Source organism: Halegenticoccus soli (assembly GCF_002844195.1).
GTDB lineage: Archaea > Halobacteriota > Halobacteria > Halobacteriales > Haloferacaceae > Halegenticoccus > Halegenticoccus soli.
Genome location: NZ_PEND01000002.1, coordinates 1 through 14157 on the forward strand (window position 1 = coordinate 1; position 14157 = coordinate 14157).

The 14157-nt window shown below is 70.2% G+C and carries 15 protein-coding genes; 3 read left to right on the plus strand and 12 right to left on the minus strand.

The annotated features are described in order from the left end of the window. The 5 genes from CNO20_RS04860 to CNO20_RS22910 all read right to left on the minus strand — a co-directional run. Positions 1-454 (minus strand): SPFH domain-containing protein (locus CNO20_RS04860; RefSeq protein ID WP_269844119.1); only part of this gene is annotated, 454 nt, incomplete at its 3' end. 31 nt (positions 455-485) lie between these two features. Continuing rightward, positions 486-1460, minus strand: a complete 975-nt coding sequence (locus CNO20_RS04865) for a hypothetical protein (RefSeq protein WP_101295034.1) — start codon at positions 1458-1460, stop codon at positions 486-488. Between the two features lie 102 nt (positions 1461-1562). Then, positions 1563-2549, minus strand: coding sequence for a helix-turn-helix transcriptional regulator (locus CNO20_RS04870; RefSeq protein ID WP_449405040.1), 987 nt, complete (start codon positions 2547-2549; stop codon positions 1563-1565). A 9-nt stretch (positions 2550-2558) separates the two neighbouring features. Beyond that, positions 2559-2690: a hypothetical protein gene (locus CNO20_RS24040; RefSeq protein WP_269844120.1), complete on the minus strand. Its 132-nt coding sequence runs from the start codon at positions 2688-2690 to the stop codon at positions 2559-2561. A gap of 161 nt (positions 2691-2851) precedes the next feature. Further along, positions 2852-3016, minus strand: coding sequence for a hypothetical protein (locus CNO20_RS22910; protein ID WP_158237367.1), 165 nt, complete (start codon positions 3014-3016; stop codon positions 2852-2854). A 159-nt stretch (positions 3017-3175) separates the two neighbouring features. Here CNO20_RS22910 and CNO20_RS04875 point away from each other — a divergent pair, with 159 nt between their 5' ends. Next, positions 3176-3673 carry a 2'-5' RNA ligase family protein gene (locus tag CNO20_RS04875; RefSeq protein ID WP_101295036.1) on the plus strand — a complete coding sequence of 166 codons (498 nt, stop codon included), beginning with the start codon at positions 3176-3178 and terminating at the stop codon, positions 3671-3673. A 91-nt stretch (positions 3674-3764) separates the two neighbouring features. Here CNO20_RS04875 and CNO20_RS04880 read toward each other — a convergent pair whose 3' ends face one another. Together CNO20_RS04880 and CNO20_RS04885 are read right to left on the minus strand one after the other, a co-directional pair. Beyond that, positions 3765-5096 carry a cytochrome P450 gene (locus CNO20_RS04880; protein WP_101295037.1) on the minus strand — a complete coding sequence of 444 codons (1332 nt, stop codon included), beginning with the start codon at positions 5094-5096 and terminating at the stop codon, positions 3765-3767. 130 nt (positions 5097-5226) lie between these two features. Continuing rightward, positions 5227-7449 (minus strand): ATP-dependent DNA helicase, encoded by a 2223-nt coding sequence (locus tag CNO20_RS04885; protein WP_233203927.1) that lies wholly within the window; start codon positions 7447-7449, stop codon positions 5227-5229. A gap of 150 nt (positions 7450-7599) precedes the next feature. On the opposite strand from CNO20_RS04885, the gene CNO20_RS04890 reads away from it, so the two are divergent. Next, the gene (locus CNO20_RS04890; RefSeq protein ID WP_101295039.1) at positions 7600-8076 is read left to right on the plus strand and encodes a DUF6789 family protein; all 477 of its coding nucleotides are present in this window, start codon (positions 7600-7602) and stop codon (positions 8074-8076) included. A 264-nt stretch (positions 8077-8340) separates the two neighbouring features. Beyond that, the gene (locus tag CNO20_RS04895) at positions 8341-8844 is read left to right on the plus strand and encodes a histidine kinase (RefSeq protein WP_101295040.1); all 504 of its coding nucleotides are present in this window, start codon (positions 8341-8343) and stop codon (positions 8842-8844) included. Between the two features lie 79 nt (positions 8845-8923). Here CNO20_RS04895 and CNO20_RS04900 read toward each other — a convergent pair whose 3' ends face one another. From CNO20_RS04900 to CNO20_RS04920, 5 genes are all read right to left on the minus strand, one after another. Then, positions 8924-9928 (minus strand): hypothetical protein, encoded by a 1005-nt coding sequence (locus tag CNO20_RS04900; protein ID WP_101295041.1) that lies wholly within the window; start codon positions 9926-9928, stop codon positions 8924-8926. Between the two features lie 167 nt (positions 9929-10095). Continuing rightward, positions 10096-10992 carry an ornithine carbamoyltransferase gene (gene argF / locus CNO20_RS04905; RefSeq protein ID WP_101295042.1) on the minus strand — a complete coding sequence of 299 codons (897 nt, stop codon included), beginning with the start codon at positions 10990-10992 and terminating at the stop codon, positions 10096-10098. Continuing rightward, positions 10989-12071 carry a [LysW]-lysine hydrolase gene (locus tag CNO20_RS04910; RefSeq protein WP_101295043.1) on the minus strand — a complete coding sequence of 361 codons (1083 nt, stop codon included), beginning with the start codon at positions 12069-12071 and terminating at the stop codon, positions 10989-10991. Before CNO20_RS04910 ends, argF begins: the two co-directional genes overlap by 4 nt. Continuing rightward, positions 12068-13204 carry an aspartate aminotransferase family protein gene (locus CNO20_RS04915; RefSeq protein ID WP_101295044.1) on the minus strand — a complete coding sequence of 379 codons (1137 nt, stop codon included), beginning with the start codon at positions 13202-13204 and terminating at the stop codon, positions 12068-12070. Before CNO20_RS04915 ends, CNO20_RS04910 begins: the two co-directional genes overlap by 4 nt. Continuing rightward, entirely contained in the window at positions 13201-14157 is a 957-nt protein-coding gene (locus tag CNO20_RS04920) for an acetylglutamate/acetylaminoadipate kinase (protein WP_101295045.1), read from the minus strand. Before CNO20_RS04920 ends, CNO20_RS04915 begins: the two co-directional genes overlap by 4 nt.

The window sequence follows — 14157 nt, forward strand, 5'->3', positions numbered from 1 at the left end:
CGAGGTTCGACACGGCGGTCTTGTAGTCTTCGACCTCGAGGAACGCCTTTTTGGCGTCCATGACGCGGATGTAGACGACGGCGTCGGCGGTCACCGGCGAGTTGTCGCGAGTGATCGCCTCCTGGCGGGGGACGTCGAGCGTTTGGGTCCGCAAGTCGAACGGGTAGGTGCGGCTGACGAACGGGGGAACGAAGTTGATACCGGGTTCGAGCAGTTTGCGGTACTCGCCGAACACCGTCAGCGCGCGCTTCTCGTACGCGTTGACGATCTCGACGGCGCTGTAGACGGTCGCGGCCGCGAGCAGGAGGGCGAAAAGCCCGACGAACGCGACCGGGTCGAACGAAAACGCGAGGAGGGCGAGCAGCGCGACGGCGCCGAGGGCCGCGGCGCGGGGGACGATGCTCGGGACGCCTCTCGCGCTGAGTCGCCCGAGTTCCCGAAAGAGGCTCGTCATACCTCCCCTTCAAAGTCAATCGAGTTACCTTTTACTCCGATCCGTCGCGCTCGTCCTCGGTTCCGCCCCCGTCCCCCGTTCCGTCACCGTCCTCCGTCCGCTCGCCGTCGGACGCCGTCGCGGTCGTCGCGCCGTCGCGGTCTCCTTCGTCCGTTCCCGCCCCGCTTTCGTCGCCTTCGACGGGGAGGGTTCGCCCTTCGCCGGCGTCCGCGCTTCCGTCCCGGTCGGCGTCGTCGCCTCCGTCGGTATTCCGGCCGGAATCGACCCGACCGTCCCCGCCGTCGACGACCTCCGCGCCCCCGATCTGGGGACGCTCGCCTGTCGCGTTCGCGTCATCCTCAGCCTCCTCGTCGCCCTCCCGTTCTGACGGGGGACCGACGAACCGGCCGGGTTCGCCGGCGTCGCCCGGGTCGCTCTCCCCGTCGCGTCCGCGTTCGCGCTCACGGCGCTCTTCGTCCAGGTCGGCCCCCGCATCCTCGCCGGCGATTCCGCGCGCGATCGCGGCAGACTCCGGATCGTCGAGCGCCTCGGCCCGGTCGCCGAGCGCGTCGAGGCGCGTTCCATCGACCCCCTTCGCTTCGAGTGCAGCGTCCGAAACATCAGACGAGATGACACGAAGCCCGCCGACCCGGCGGTCGAGGGTCCGCGCCTCGGCGGCCGCGGCGGCCATCCGAGCGCGGTACTCCCCCTCGCTCAGCGAGCCGTTCTCGCGCGCCTCGCGAAGGCGCTCGCGCTCCGCCGCGAGTTCGTCGAGGCGACGCTCGAGGCGTTCGGCCTCCGCCGCGACGACCGCCGCCTTCGATTCGTCCGTGCGGGCCCGATCGAGCCGCGATTCGAGCGCGCGCTCCGCGACTTCGCCGCCGACCTCCGCCTTCTGAACGCCGACGACGCCGGCGAACTGCTGCCCGGGGGTGACCGTGGACCGGTCGGCCGTCGGTCCGGCGGTCGCCGGAACTGCGCTCGCCGTCAAAAGGACGGCGACGAGGAGCGCGGCCATCCTGTTCATGCCGGCTCAACGCCCCCGTCGCGCATATATCGGCGCGATCGTCGATCCCGATTTAGCCGGATTAAGCCGGGACGATTCGATTTCCGTCGACCGGTTTCCACCCTACGCATCGGATTCCTCCTCGGGGAGCTTCAGCACGTTCTCGCGCCCGATGCGGAAGCTTTCGAGCTTCCCCTCGTCGCGCAACCCGCTCACGACCTGGCTCGTCCGCGCCTCGGTCCATCCGAGTTCCGAGACGACGGTCTGCTGTTTCATCCGCCCGCCGTTGCGTTCGAGCAGCCGGAGCACGCGCTCTTCGTTGCTCAGGAGCTCCGGCGGCGGCCCGTCGTCGCCGCCTCCCGACTCGCCGCCCCCTCTCTCTCTACCGCCCGCACCGCCGTTCGCGTCGCTTCGGCCGGCAGCGGAACTCTGACCGTCCGCGGTCGATTTCCGCCCCGCCGGCCGCCGCGCCGCGTCGCCGCGCAGACGTAGTCGACCGTCGTGCCGACGCCGCGTCCACCAGACCGCGCTCACGCCGCCGACGAGCGCGAGCGCGGCTGCGAGGAGTACCGGAAGCGACACCGGCGAGCCGCCGTCGGCGACGACGAGCCGCGGCTGGCCGCCGAAGTCCGTCGGCCCGTCCCAGACGACGGCCGTCTCGCGCCGCTCGTCCGGCGGCGGCGAGACGTCTCCGAGGGCGTACCCCGCGGGCCACGAGATCAGGAGGCGGCTCCCGGGGTCGAGGAAGAACCCGTCGAGCGCGTCGCCGACGACCAGCCGGTCGCCGTCGACGGCGGCGAAGCCGATCCACTCGAACCGGTAGACGACGACGCCGTACTCCCGCGGCAGTTGCCGGATCTCGGCGGACACGGAGACGTTCTCGATCGCCATCTCCCGTCCCGTCGCCGCCGCGGCGGCCGCCGCCGTGTCGTCCATCCGCTCTTCGAACCGGGTCGCGTACGCGGTCCCGTTCGCCTCGACGTCCGCCCGGAGGCTCTCGAATCCCGCGGTCTCGTTGTCGTCGTCGAGGCGGATCCGGTACTCGACGGCCCACGCGGCGGTGCCGTCCTCGCTTAGGTCGACCCGCAGGAGGACGCTATCGGCGCCGATCTCCGCGGTTCAAAACGGCCCGACCTTGCCGCCCGGTCCGCCGGCGGACGCGCCCGCGACGCCGAGCGCGACCGGCGCGACGATCACGAGCAGACAGCAGATCGCCGCGACCCGGGGCCGGGCGCGTTCGACCGTGTGCATGTTCCGTTGTTCTCGCCGACCTACAAAGTCGTTGTCACCGACAGGTTAGAGGATAATCAGGGGGTAGTGGCAGTACCTCGCCGGTATACTGGCACGAATCGCGGGCGGATCGAACCGATAGTTCCGAACCTGGAGTATAGTAGAAAAGAGATAGTTCGCACTCACGCCTCCGGGTATCGTTCGAGTTCAAGCGCCAGGTCCTCCACCATGTCGAGGCAGTCTTCGAGGAGCCCCGCCGTGTCGTCGGGGAGGTCGGCGTCGTCGATCTCTTCGAGGCTGCTGTGCGCCTCCCAGGCGAGTTCGGCGTTCGACGTCCGCTGGCTCATATTCGTGTGACGACTGCCCGGCGGGAAAGCTGTTGATCCGGTTCGCACCCCGTGAAACCGCAGCGCGAGCGGGGATCGGCCGGGAACGCGCCCCCGAACCGGAACCGCCGCCTCGGTCCCGACCGATACCCTGATGCCGGCGGCTCACCGCCTCTCGGTGTGTACAGCCTCAACGTCCCGGTCCCCGGCGAGGCGCGACGGCTGGCGGCCGACCTCCACCCCCGGCTCGCGGCCTTCGACCGGATCCGCGAGCGACACACGCTCGTCGCCAAGCGTCTCGGAGAGGGGCCGCCGCACCGCCTCCGCGAACGCCTGCGCGACCCCCTCCGGGGATCGGCGGCCTTCGAAGCGCGGATCGACGGGATCGATTACTTCGAACGGCCCACGCGCGGGGCCGGCCCGGTAGTGTACCTCTCGGTCCGGAGCCCCGGCCTTCGCGCCCTCCACGACCGCCTCGTCGACGAGTTCGGCGCCGTCGAGGGGATCGAGGGGTCGGACTACGTCCCGCACGTCACGCTCGCCCGCGGCGGCCCCGTCGACGCCGCGGAGGAGTTGACGCGAGTCGCTCTCGACCCGGTCGACTGGACCGTCTCGCGGCTCGATCTCTGGAGCGCGACCTACCGGGAGGTCGTCGGCTCGATCGACCTCCCGCGGTAGCCGCGAGGCACGGCCGCGACGGGGGCAGAAAACCGGCCGCGGTGGAAGTGGAAAACGGCTGCGATGGAGGGGAAAATCGGGGGCGGCGGACCTACCGCGCGCGGATCGTCATCTCCATCGGCTCCCGCGGGTGCATCGTGAGCGAGCCGCGCAGCTCCAGCGGCGGCTCCCGCGCGTAGTCGAGTTCGAACCGCCCGGCGACCGTCCCGAGGATCAGCTTCGCCTCCATCATCGAGAACTGCTTGCCGATGCAGTGTCTCGATCCCCCGCCGAACGGGAAGTACGAAAAGCGCGGGCGCGCGGAGCGCCGCGCCGGGGCCCAGCGGCCAGGATCGAAGGCCTCGGGATCGCTGTAAAAGCGCGACGAGCGGTGGACGGCCCACTGCGGCAGCATCACGGCCGACCCCGCCGGCACGCGGTAGCCGCCGAGCCGAACGTCGACCGTCGGCTCGCGGAACATGACGTAGACGGGCGGGTACAGCCGCATCGTCTCCAGCAGGACCCACTCGGTGTACTCCAGGCCCCGGAGGTCGGCCACCGTCGGAACGTCGCCGCCGAGCGCCTCGTCGAGTTCCGCGTGAACCCGCGCCTCCGCCTCGGGGTGCTGCGAGAGGAGGTACCACGCGTACGTGAGCGTCAGCGCGGTCGTGTCGTGACCCGCGAGCAGCATCGTCATGGCCTCGTCGCGGATCTGCCGGTCCGTCTGCTCGCCCCGGTTCTGCGCCCGGAGGAGCAGCGACAGGAGATCCGTCCGCTCCGCGTCGGTTTCGGTCCCCCGCCGCTCCTCGACGATGCCGTCGATGACGCCCTCCAGGATCCGGAGCGCCCTGCGGTACTCGCGGTTCTCCCTCGTCGGCGCCCAGTCGGGGAGCAGAAACCTGAAGGGATCCGGTTCGAAGCGCGCGCCGAGCGGTTCGAGGTTCTCCTGGACGAGGCGGATCCGTTCGTCCGACAGCTCGGCGCCGAGCATCGCGTCGACGATGATCTTCACCGTCAACCGTGCCATTTCGAGCTGCACGTCGACGACGTCGCCGTCGCTCCAGCCGTCGAGCATCGCCTCGGTGTGGTCCGTCATCATCCTCGAGAGCCCCGCCAGCCGCTGCATGTGGAAGGCCGGCTGGGCGAGGTCGCGCTGTCTCCGCCACGCCTCGCCCTCGCTCAACAGCAGTCCGTCCCCGAGCAGTTCGCCGATAGCGTCGTCCTGGAACCGCGGCTTGCGGAACTTCTCTTCTTCCGTCACCAGCACCCGCTCGATCTCGTCGGGTTCGGTGAGCATGTACGTCTCCATCGGGCCGAGGTCGAACCGCACGACGCCGTCGTAGGCCTCCGCGCACGCCGTCACGAACGCGAACGGATCCCGCGCGTACTGCCGGGCGTTCCCGACGATCGGGAGCCCTTTCGGCCCCGGGGGCTCTGTGCTCATCGCCGTCCCTAGGGAGGACGCCCGCATAAGGATTCGGCCGCCTCGCGCGTTTAGGGCCGTTCGAGCGGACGATTCGTGCGAACTAACTATCCGTCCGGGCCGACAGTCGTTCGAGCTGCGTCCCGCGCGATCACGGCCGCGGCGGCTCGCCGTCGTAGGCGTCGTGGTCCGCGTAGAAGTTCAACATCGCGAACTTCAGCTTCCCCGGCTCGATGTCGATCAGCTCCTCCCGCTCCTCGGCCGGGAACGTCCCGCGGACGCCGTACTTCCCCATGTCCGCCCGCGTGTAGCGCTTGTCGACGAGCGCGCGGACGCCGAAGTCCTCCGGCGAGCGGATCACCCGCCCGAGCGCCTGCCGCGTCTTGCGGATCGTCGGGATCTCCACCGCGTAGCGCCACCCGGCGTCGCGCGCCCGGTCGGCGTACGCGCGGTCGTAGGCGTCCTGGACGGCCTCCATCCGCTTCGAGAGGTGCGGGTACGGAACGCCGACCACCACCACCGTCCGGGCGTCGTCGCCGTCGAAGCTCACGCCCTCCGCGAGCGTCCCCCAGAGCGACGTGAAGAGCGCGGCGTCGTCGGACGCGACGAACCTGCTCCGGAGCTCCTCGGTCCGCGTGCCGGGTTCGTCGAGCAGCAGCTCCGTCCCCCTGGCGGCCGACGCGAGCGTCCCGTCGCGGCCGTCCCGTCCGTCTCGACCGCCGACGCTGCCGCCCAGGCGCTCGTAGTACCGCTCCGCCTCGGCGTACGAGGGGAAGAACACGAGCGCGTTTCCGGGGGTAAAGCGGATCGCGTCTTCGAGCACGCCCGCCACGACGCTCTGCGTCTCGGCGTCGTTGCGCTCGCTGGCGAAGAGCGGCGGCGCCCGGACCGCGTACGTCCGGCGGTTCCGCTCGGGGTATTCGAGCCCGTACGCGAGGGTCGCGGGGCTCTCCAGCCCGAGCACGTCCTCCGTCACGTCGAACGGCCGCAGCGTCGCGCTCATCAGGACGCTGGCGTACACTTCCTCGAACAGCTCCCGCGTCACCTCCCGGGGGATACAGGTGTACAGCTCGGCGCGACCGTAGATCTCGTCCGTCCCCGAGTCGCGGCGGACCGACACCATCGGGTGCTGGCCGAGCTTGGTGCCGTCTTTCATCCACGCCGAGACGAACCCCGCCGCCTGCAGGGTCTGACACTCGGAGCGCGTCGGCGTCTCGCCCTCCTTGTACGCCCGCTCGTACTCCTCGTCGAGCGTCTCCCCCAGCTGGAGGGCGAGTTCCAGCTCCGTCTCGATCCCGCGCCCCTCGTACTCCTCCAGGAAGGTGAGCGTCAGGTCGTCCCGGCGGTCCGAGTTCGCGACGGCGACGTCGTGCCAGTTCTCCCCCACCCGCTCGCGCTCCCCGTACTCGAAGGCGTTCGCGTACGTCTCGCGGAGCGCGCGGTAGAAGGCCCCGACGACGTTCTCGGCCGGCTCCGCCCGCGAGTCGTCGGCGTCTTCGAGCTCGTCGAGCGCGCTTTCGAGGGTGTTCTCCGTCAGCGTGCGGGTCGCGTGATCGCGGGCGGCCGACTCGACGTTGTGCGCCTCGTCGAACACCGTGATCACGTCCTCGGGGTCGCGTCCGAGCCACCGGAAGAACTGCTCTCTGATCATCGGGTCGAGCAGGTGGTGGTAGTTGCAGACGACGAGGTCGACCCCCTCCATCCCCTCCTTCAGGAGCTCGTAGCCGCACAGCGTCCGCTCGTCGGCGTACTCGTAGATGTCGTCGGGAGTCCGCACGTCCTCGAACAGCCACGCGAAGAAGTCGTCGGCGTCGCCGACGAGGTTGTTGTAGTAGTGCTCGCAGACGTTGCCCTCGCGCAGCGTCTCCAGCTCCTCCTCGATCGAGCCCAGCTCGTCCATGACGGCGCTCCGGGCCTCGGCTGCGCCCGAATCGCCCTTCCGGCTCTCCCCGAGGAGGGCGCGCTGGCGCTCCTCCAGCTGCCGTTTGTCCTCCTCCTTTTCGACGACCGCCCTGGTCGTGTCCCGGAGGCTCTGACACTCCTGATACCCCACGTCGATGTGACACATCGACGCCTTCCCGCGGAACACGACCGCCCGGATCGGCTCCTTGCGGGTGATCGCGCGGGCGTCCTCGACGAACTGGCGCATCTGCTGGTGGACGTTCGTCGTGATGACGACCGTCTTGTCGCGCTCGCGGGCGTGCTCCAGCGCCGGGACGAGCGCCGAGAGCGTCTTGCCCGTCCCCGGCGCACCCTCGAAGAGCACGTCCTGTCCCCGGGCCAGCGCGTTGGCGATTCTGTCCATCGCCTCCCGCTGGTTCGGATACGGCTCGTCGTAGGGGAAGAACCGCAGATGTCCGTTCGTTTCGGCCACTACGGCCCTCTCGTTCGCCATCCGATTAAAACGCTCGGAGGACGGCACCGCGGAGTGACACGAGTTCGCATATATCAATCTTTCTCCGCTCTGCGCGGCGCGCGCCCTGCCGGGACAGGATCTTGATCGAGAACCCGGAACTCTTTGCCGATGGCTTCCGAAACCGCGACCTCGACCGCGACGATCGAACGAACCGAACCCGGAAACTGGAAGGCCGGCGTCCTCGCCGGTCTCGTCGGCGGCGCCGTGATGGGCGCGATGCTCTCGGCGATGATGACGCCGGTCATCGAGGCCGCGATCCCGGCGCTGTACGGTCTCTCGGGCGGCCTCGCCGGGTGGACGATCCACATGGCCAACAGCGCGATCCTCGGCGTCGTCTTCGCCGGCATCGCGGGGGCGCTGCCCCGGTACGCCGAGACGTCGCTCAAAAGCGCCGGGCTCGGCGCCGCGTACGGCGTCGTCCTGTGGGTCGTCCTCGCCGGCTTCGTCATGCCGATCTGGCTCGGCGCGGTCGGCTTCCCGATGGCCCCGCCGGTTCCGAACCTCGATCCGATGAGCCTCGTCGGCCACGTCGTCTACGGCGCGATCCTCGGAGGGGTTTACGCGCCCCTCGCGGGCCGGATCTGAACACCGAACCGCCCGCGGGTCTGCGTTCGCCGCCGGTCGATCGTTCGACCGGTTCGGACGACGGCCATCCGACTCGATCCGACGCCGATTGACCGCTCGAATCGACCGACGTCGGCCCGTCGTCCGGACCCGACCGACCCGACGTCGGCCGAGGTAGACCGTCCGAAACGTGTTCAGTGTTCGCGTCTGTCACGATTTTCCCGGTGTGCGGCGACCGCGCCATCACGACGCGCAGTTTTGCCGGCTACCGGCGTCTCTTCACGTATGGCTTCCGCAACGCCGACCACGACCGTTCCAGAAACCGCGACCCCGGCCTCCTGGCAGGGGGGCGTCGTCGCCGGCCTCGCCGGCGGCGTCGTCATGGGCGTCCTCTTTGCGATCTTCGCGCCGCCGCTCCTCACCGACGCGATCCCGGCGCTGTACGGCCTCTCGGGCGGCCTCGCCGGGTGGACGATCCACCTGGCCAACAGCGCGATCCTCGGCGTCGTCTTCGCCGCGCTCGCCCGGGCGCTCCCGAAGTACAGCGACACGACCCTCAAGAGCACCGGGCTGGGTGCGGCCTACGGCGCCGTGCTGTGGATCGTCCTCGCGGCGATCGTCATGCCGCTCTGGCTCGCCGCGGTCGACTTCCCCGCGGTCCCGCCGCTGCCGAACGTCGACCTCATGGGGCTCGTGTTCCACGTCGCCTACGGGCTGGTCCTCGGCGCGACGTACCCCGCGTTCAGCCGCTGGCTGTCGCCCAAGGAACGCGCGTCGCCCGCGGCGTGAGACGACACGTCGCGTCGATCGAAACATCCCATTTTAGCCCGTCTCGTGTTCGCCTCACTACCCGTCGTTAACGTCGATTTCACGAATCGGCCGTCGTGACCCGCTCTTCGACGACGCGCAGACTCGTCCAGTACGTCTGCCCCTCGTAGCGGACGAGATAGTTCCCGTTCGGGGACTGATCCACCTCGTCCCTCCCTCTTTTTTCTTCGCCTACCGCGTCGTAGACGTCCGTTCTCGACCTGAACTGGTCGGCCAGCGCCCGCATCGCATCCGGCACCGACTCGCCGTGGGGAACGGTGTAGCCGTGGTCCTCCGCTATCGCCCGCGAGACGATCTCCCGCCGGTCGGCCGACAGCCCCTCCAGTTCGAACTCACACCGCTCCCGGACGTCGCTTCCGAACCCGGAGGCGGATTCGTGGATTAGTTCCGCCTCGTATTCGTACGTGTTCAGCGGCGCGTCGTACGATCCCCTCACGTCGAAGCGTCCGCGCGTCTCGGCGTCCCAGACGATCACCGAGTACTCGGGTTCGGGGACCAGCGCGGATTCTTCGATCGTATCGTCGAGATACAGCAGGGACGTGCCGAATCCGAGGAACTCGATGTCGCTCCAGCCGCGCCGCTCGAACGTCTCTCTGTCCACCTCGGGGAGGTCGTCGTACTCGACCGCCTCCGTGCCGTCGATTTCGCCGTCGGCCGGATTCAGCGTGATCTGAAAGGACGTCGCCGGCTCCGAGTCGACGACGGCGTGCGAGAGTTCGTACACCGCCCCCTCGTAGACGAACGCGTCGCGCGCGTGGACCGGCGGGTCCGTTCCCTCCGCTCGCGGCGACTCGCCGGCGACCGCGTTGGCCACCAGTTCTCGCTCCTCGTTCCGTCCTTCGAAGCTCAGATTCTGACTGTGCGTCGTGCGCTCCGCGATCTCCGCGTCCGTGACCGCGTCCATCTCGAAAGCCGCCGCCGGCGCTTTTCCGACGGCCGCCGCGCCGTTTCCGAACCCGGCGTTCCCGAGCCCGGTGCACCCGGAGAGCGCCGACGCGGCGAGGACGGAGCCGTACGCGACGAGGTCGCGGCGGTTCAGGTTCATACCGGGATCTTCGATCGCCGGGAAAAAGGTCTTCCGTTGACACAAACGCCGATTTCACTCTCCCCGCCTTTTTTCATCGTCGGATCGCGCGGAGCGCGACCGCTCCTCGAAAAAGCTGGATCGAAAAGGCCGCTCGCTCGTCCCTGCGGGACTCGCTCGCGGTTCAGTCACTCCAGGAGCTCGGCCAGCAACCCTTTCTGCGCGTGCAGGCGGTTCTCGGCCTGATCCCAGACCAGCGCGCGGTCGCTTTCGAGCACGCCGTCGGTGATCTCCTCGCCGCGGTGGGCGGGCAGGCAGTGCATCACCTTCGCGTCCGTGCCCGCCAGGAGGTCCTCGTTCACCTGGAATCCCTCGAACGCCGCGAGTTTCTCGGCCCGCTGGTCCTCCTGGCCCATGCTGATCCACACGTCGGTGTAGACCACGTCGGCCCCGGCGACGGCCTCCTTCGGGTCGTCGACGACTTCCGGGGCGCGGCCGAGCTCGGCAGCGCGGCCGAGCACGCCTTCGCCGAGCCCGTAGTCGGGGGGCGTCGAGACGACCAGGTCGATCCCGGCGAGCGCACAGCCGAGGGCGAACGACCGGCCGACGTTGTTGCCGTCTCCGACCCAGGCCGCGCGCACGTCGAACCCGCCGAACGCCTCCCTGATCGTCAGCAGATCCGCGAGCGTCTGACACGGGTGGGCGTCGTCGGTCAGGCCGTTCACGATCGGCACGTCGGCGTACTCGACGAGTTCGAGCAGGTCGGCGTGGTCGAACAGGCGCGCCATCACGGCGTCGACGTACCGCGACAGCACGCGCGAGGTGTCCTTCAGCGGCTCGCCGTGGCCGAGCTGAATGTCGTCCGGTCCGAGGAAGATGGCGTGGCCGCCGAGCTGCGTCATCCCCGTCTCGAAGGAGATGCGCGTCCGGGTGCTCGGCTTCTCGAACAGCATCCCGAGCGTCGACCGCGGGAAGCGCGCGTCGTCCTCGCCGGACTTGAGCGCCGCCGCGCGATCGAGCACGGTCGCCAGATCGTCGGCCGACAGGTCGTCGACGTCGGTCAAGTGCGTCGTCTGGATCGTCATTCCTCACCCGCGAGCCGTTCGCACGCGTCGACCAGCACCGCGACCGAGCGGTCGAACTCGGCGAGCGACAGGTGCTCGTCGGGCGCGTGGTCGAGGTCCGAGTTGCCGGGGCCGTAGGTCGCCATCGGGCAGTCCCACGCCCCCGCGAAGATGTTCATGTCGCTGGTTCCGGTCTTCCGGAGGAGCCGGGGGTCGCCGCCCGCGCTCCTGATCGCCACGCGGAACGCGCGGGCGACCTCGGTCCGGGGGCTCTGCATGACGGGCGGCACGTCGTCGTACCAGTGGACGGTGCCGCCGTTCAGCTCGCCGTCGGCGATCTCTCGCACCTCCTCGACCGTGTACTTCGGGGGGACGCGGAACTGCACGTCCATCGTCGCCTCCACCGAGAGCCCGTCGTCGGTCGTGCCGCCGCGCACGTCGACGGGCTTGCACGTCACCCGCTCGAAGACGGGCGTCCACTCGTCTTCCTCGAAGGCCGCCTCGACGCGGTTCCACCAGTCCATCGCGTCCTGGATGGCGTTGTTCTCGGGGCGGGAGGTGTGGCCCGATTCGCTCGTGGCGACGTACGTCCCGGCGAGCAGCCCCCGGTACCCGAGGGTAATGCCGTCCCAGCCGCTCGGTTCGCCGTTGACCACCGCGCCGGGCTCGTCCGCCCGGTCCTCGACGAGGTGCCGCGCGCCGCGCGAGTCGACCTCCTCGCCGGTGACGCCGACGAAGCTCACGCCGGTCTCGACCGCCGCCGCGGCCATCGCCGCCAGCGGACCGGTCGCGTCGACGCTCCCTCGGCCCCACAGTTCGGGGCCGTCCTCGCCCTCCTTCACTTCGACGGGGATGTCGCCGGGCACGGTGTCGATGTGGGAGGTGAGGAGCACCGCGTCGTCGGCCGGCGCGCGGACGTTCCCGACCTCGTCGATCCACGCTTCGCGACCGTGCGCCTCGAAGAAGGCGGCGAGCCGCTCCGCGGCCGCCCCCTCCTCTCCCGAAGGGGAGGGGATGGAGACGAGGTCGACGAGCAGTTCCCGCGCCTCGGTGTCGACCGCGCCGCTCGCGGCGGCGCTCTCGCCGTCCGCCGCGCTCATCCGAGCACCCCCGTCAGCGCGTCGACGAACCGGTCGGCGTGCTCCTCCTCGACGACGAGCGGCGGGAGCAGGCGGACGACGGACCGCCCGGCGGGGAGCGCGAGCACCCCCTCTTCCAGCGCCAGGTCCCTGAGCACGCGGTTCGCGCCGCGCTTCACCTCGATGCCGATCATGAGCCCCCGACCGCGCACGTCGCGGACGGGCAGGTCGTGCGCCGCCGCGGCCTCCTCGACGCGCTCCGTCAGGTACCCGCCGAGGTCGCCGGCGTGCGTCGGCAGGTCCTCCTCCACGATCACGTCGAGCGTGGCGTTCGCCGCCGCGCAGACGACCGGCCCGCCGCTGAACGTCGACCCGTGGTCGCCGGGCTCCTCGGCGATCCAGTCGGCGCAGAGCGTCGCGCCGAGCGGCAGACCGCTGGCGACGCCTTTCGCCGTCGTCAAGACGTCCGGCGTCACGCCCGCGGCCTCGCAGGCCCACAGCGTTCCGCACCGGCCGACGCCGGTCTGGATCTCGTCGAAGGCGAGCGCCGCGCCCGCCTCCTCGGTCAGGTCGCGGGCCGCCCGCAGGTACTCGGGGTCGGCGGGGTGGATGCCCCCCTCGCCCTGGACGGGTTCGAGGAACACCGCGGCGGTCTCGTCGTCGACCGCCTCGGCGAGCTCCTCCTCGTCGCCGTAGCTGACGAACTCAACGTCGCCCGCGAGCGGCTCGAACGGCGCCTTGTACTTCCGCTTCCACGTCATCGCCAGCGCGCCCAGCGTCCGGCCGTGGAAGCCGCGCTTCGTGGCGATGATCTTCGAGTTCCCGGTGGCGCTCCGGGCGAACTTCATCGCCGCCTCGTTGGCCTCCGTCCCGGAGTTACACAGCCAGACGTTGTCGATCCCCTCCGGCGCGAGCGTCGCCAGCTTCCCGTACAGCTCCGTCCGGGCCGCGACGGGGTACGACGCCTGCACGTACATGAGCTCCGCGGCCTGCTCTTGCACGGCTTCGACCACCTTCGGGTGGCAGTGGCCGACCGCCGCGACGGCGTAGCTCGCGCCGAAGTCCAGGTACTCGGTCCCGTCGTCGGCGTAGAGGTACGGCCCCTCGCCCGACTCGATCGCGACGGGCTTCTCGGAGAAGACGAAGCCGCTCATCCCGCGACCTCCGTCCCGTCGGCGAGCGCGCTCCGCTTCACGTGCGTCCCGCCGCCGTTGAGCGCCGCGATGATCGGGTCGCGGACGTTTGCGTCGGCGACGACGACCTCCGGCGATCCCCCGTCGAGGGCCTCGGTAGCCGCCATGACCTTCTTCGTCATGAAGCCCTCCGCGGCCTCCTTCAGGGCGTCGAGCTCCGCGGGCGTCGAAACGGACTCGACGAGCGTCTCCGGATCCTCGGGGTCGGCGTAGACGCCCGACACGTCCGTCAGCACGACGAGCGTCCCGCCCAGCGCCCCCGCGACGGCCGCGGCGGCGCGGTCCGCGTCGGCGTTGACGGGGACCCCGTCGTCCGCCAGCATCGGCACCGTCACGACGGGCGTGTACCCCCCGTCGAGCAGCGTCTCCAGCAGGTCGGCGTTGACCCCGGTGATCTTCCCGGAGTGGTCGCCGCGCTTTATCTTCTTCTTGCCGTCCTCGACCACGCGGACGGCCGACTTCCGGGGGCCGGTGAGGAGGCCGCCGTCGACGCCCGACAGGCCGACCGCGTCGACGCCGGCCTCGCGGAGGGTGGCCGTCAGGTCGGTGTTGAGCTTCCCGGGCATCACCATCGAGAACACCTCCATGGTGCGCTCGTCGGTGAACCGCCCCTTGATCCCCGACGGCGTCTCGACGTAGGTCGGCTCCTCGCCGAGCTCCTCGAGCGTCTCGTCCACCGCGGTCGAGCCGCCGTGGACGACGACGACCTTCTGGCCGTTGGCGACGAGGTGGGCGACGTCGCCGACCGCGCCGGCGGGGTCGACCGCCCGCGCCCCGCCGATCTTGACCACGACCGGCGGTTCCTCGGCCGTTCCGCCGTCGGTTCGTAACTGTCCTTTCGAATCGCCGTCGATCAGTTCCTCGTGCGCCGCGAGCAGTTCCTCGCGGGCGTAGGCGGTGTCGCGTCTCGTCAT

Bases quoted from the DNA above. Each gene is read 5' to 3' on its own strand.
- CNO20_RS04865 (WP_101295034.1), bottom strand. From the start codon at position 1,460: ATGAACAGGATGGCCGCGCTCCTCGTCGCCGTCCTTTTGACGGCGAGC.
- CNO20_RS24040 (WP_269844120.1), bottom strand. From the start codon at position 2,690: ATGCACACGGTCGAACGCGCCCGGCCCCGGGTCGCGGCGATCTGCTGT.
- CNO20_RS22910 (WP_158237367.1), bottom strand. From the start codon at position 3,016: ATGAGCCAGCGGACGTCGAACGCCGAACTCGCCTGGGAGGCGCACAGC.
- CNO20_RS04880 (WP_101295037.1), bottom strand. From the start codon at position 5,096: ATGAGCACAGAGCCCCCGGGGCCGAAAGGGCTCCCGATCGTCGGGAAC.
- CNO20_RS04890 (WP_101295039.1), top strand. From the start codon at position 7,600: ATGGCTTCCGAAACCGCGACCTCGACCGCGACGATCGAACGAACCGAA.
- CNO20_RS04895 (WP_101295040.1), top strand. From the start codon at position 8,341: ATGGCTTCCGCAACGCCGACCACGACCGTTCCAGAAACCGCGACCCCG.
- CNO20_RS04900 (WP_101295041.1), bottom strand. From the start codon at position 9,928: ATGAACCTGAACCGCCGCGACCTCGTCGCGTACGGCTCCGTCCTCGCC.
- argF (WP_101295042.1), bottom strand. From the start codon at position 10,992: ATGACGATCCAGACGACGCACTTGACCGACGTCGACGACCTGTCGGCC.
- CNO20_RS04910 (WP_101295043.1), bottom strand. From the start codon at position 12,071: ATGAGCGCGGCGGACGGCGAGAGCGCCGCCGCGAGCGGCGCGGTCGAC.
- CNO20_RS04915 (WP_101295044.1), bottom strand. From the start codon at position 13,204: ATGAGCGGCTTCGTCTTCTCCGAGAAGCCCGTCGCGATCGAGTCGGGC.
- CNO20_RS04920 (WP_101295045.1), bottom strand. From the start codon at position 14,157: ATGACGAGACGCGACACCGCCTACGCCCGCGAGGAACTGCTCGCGGCG.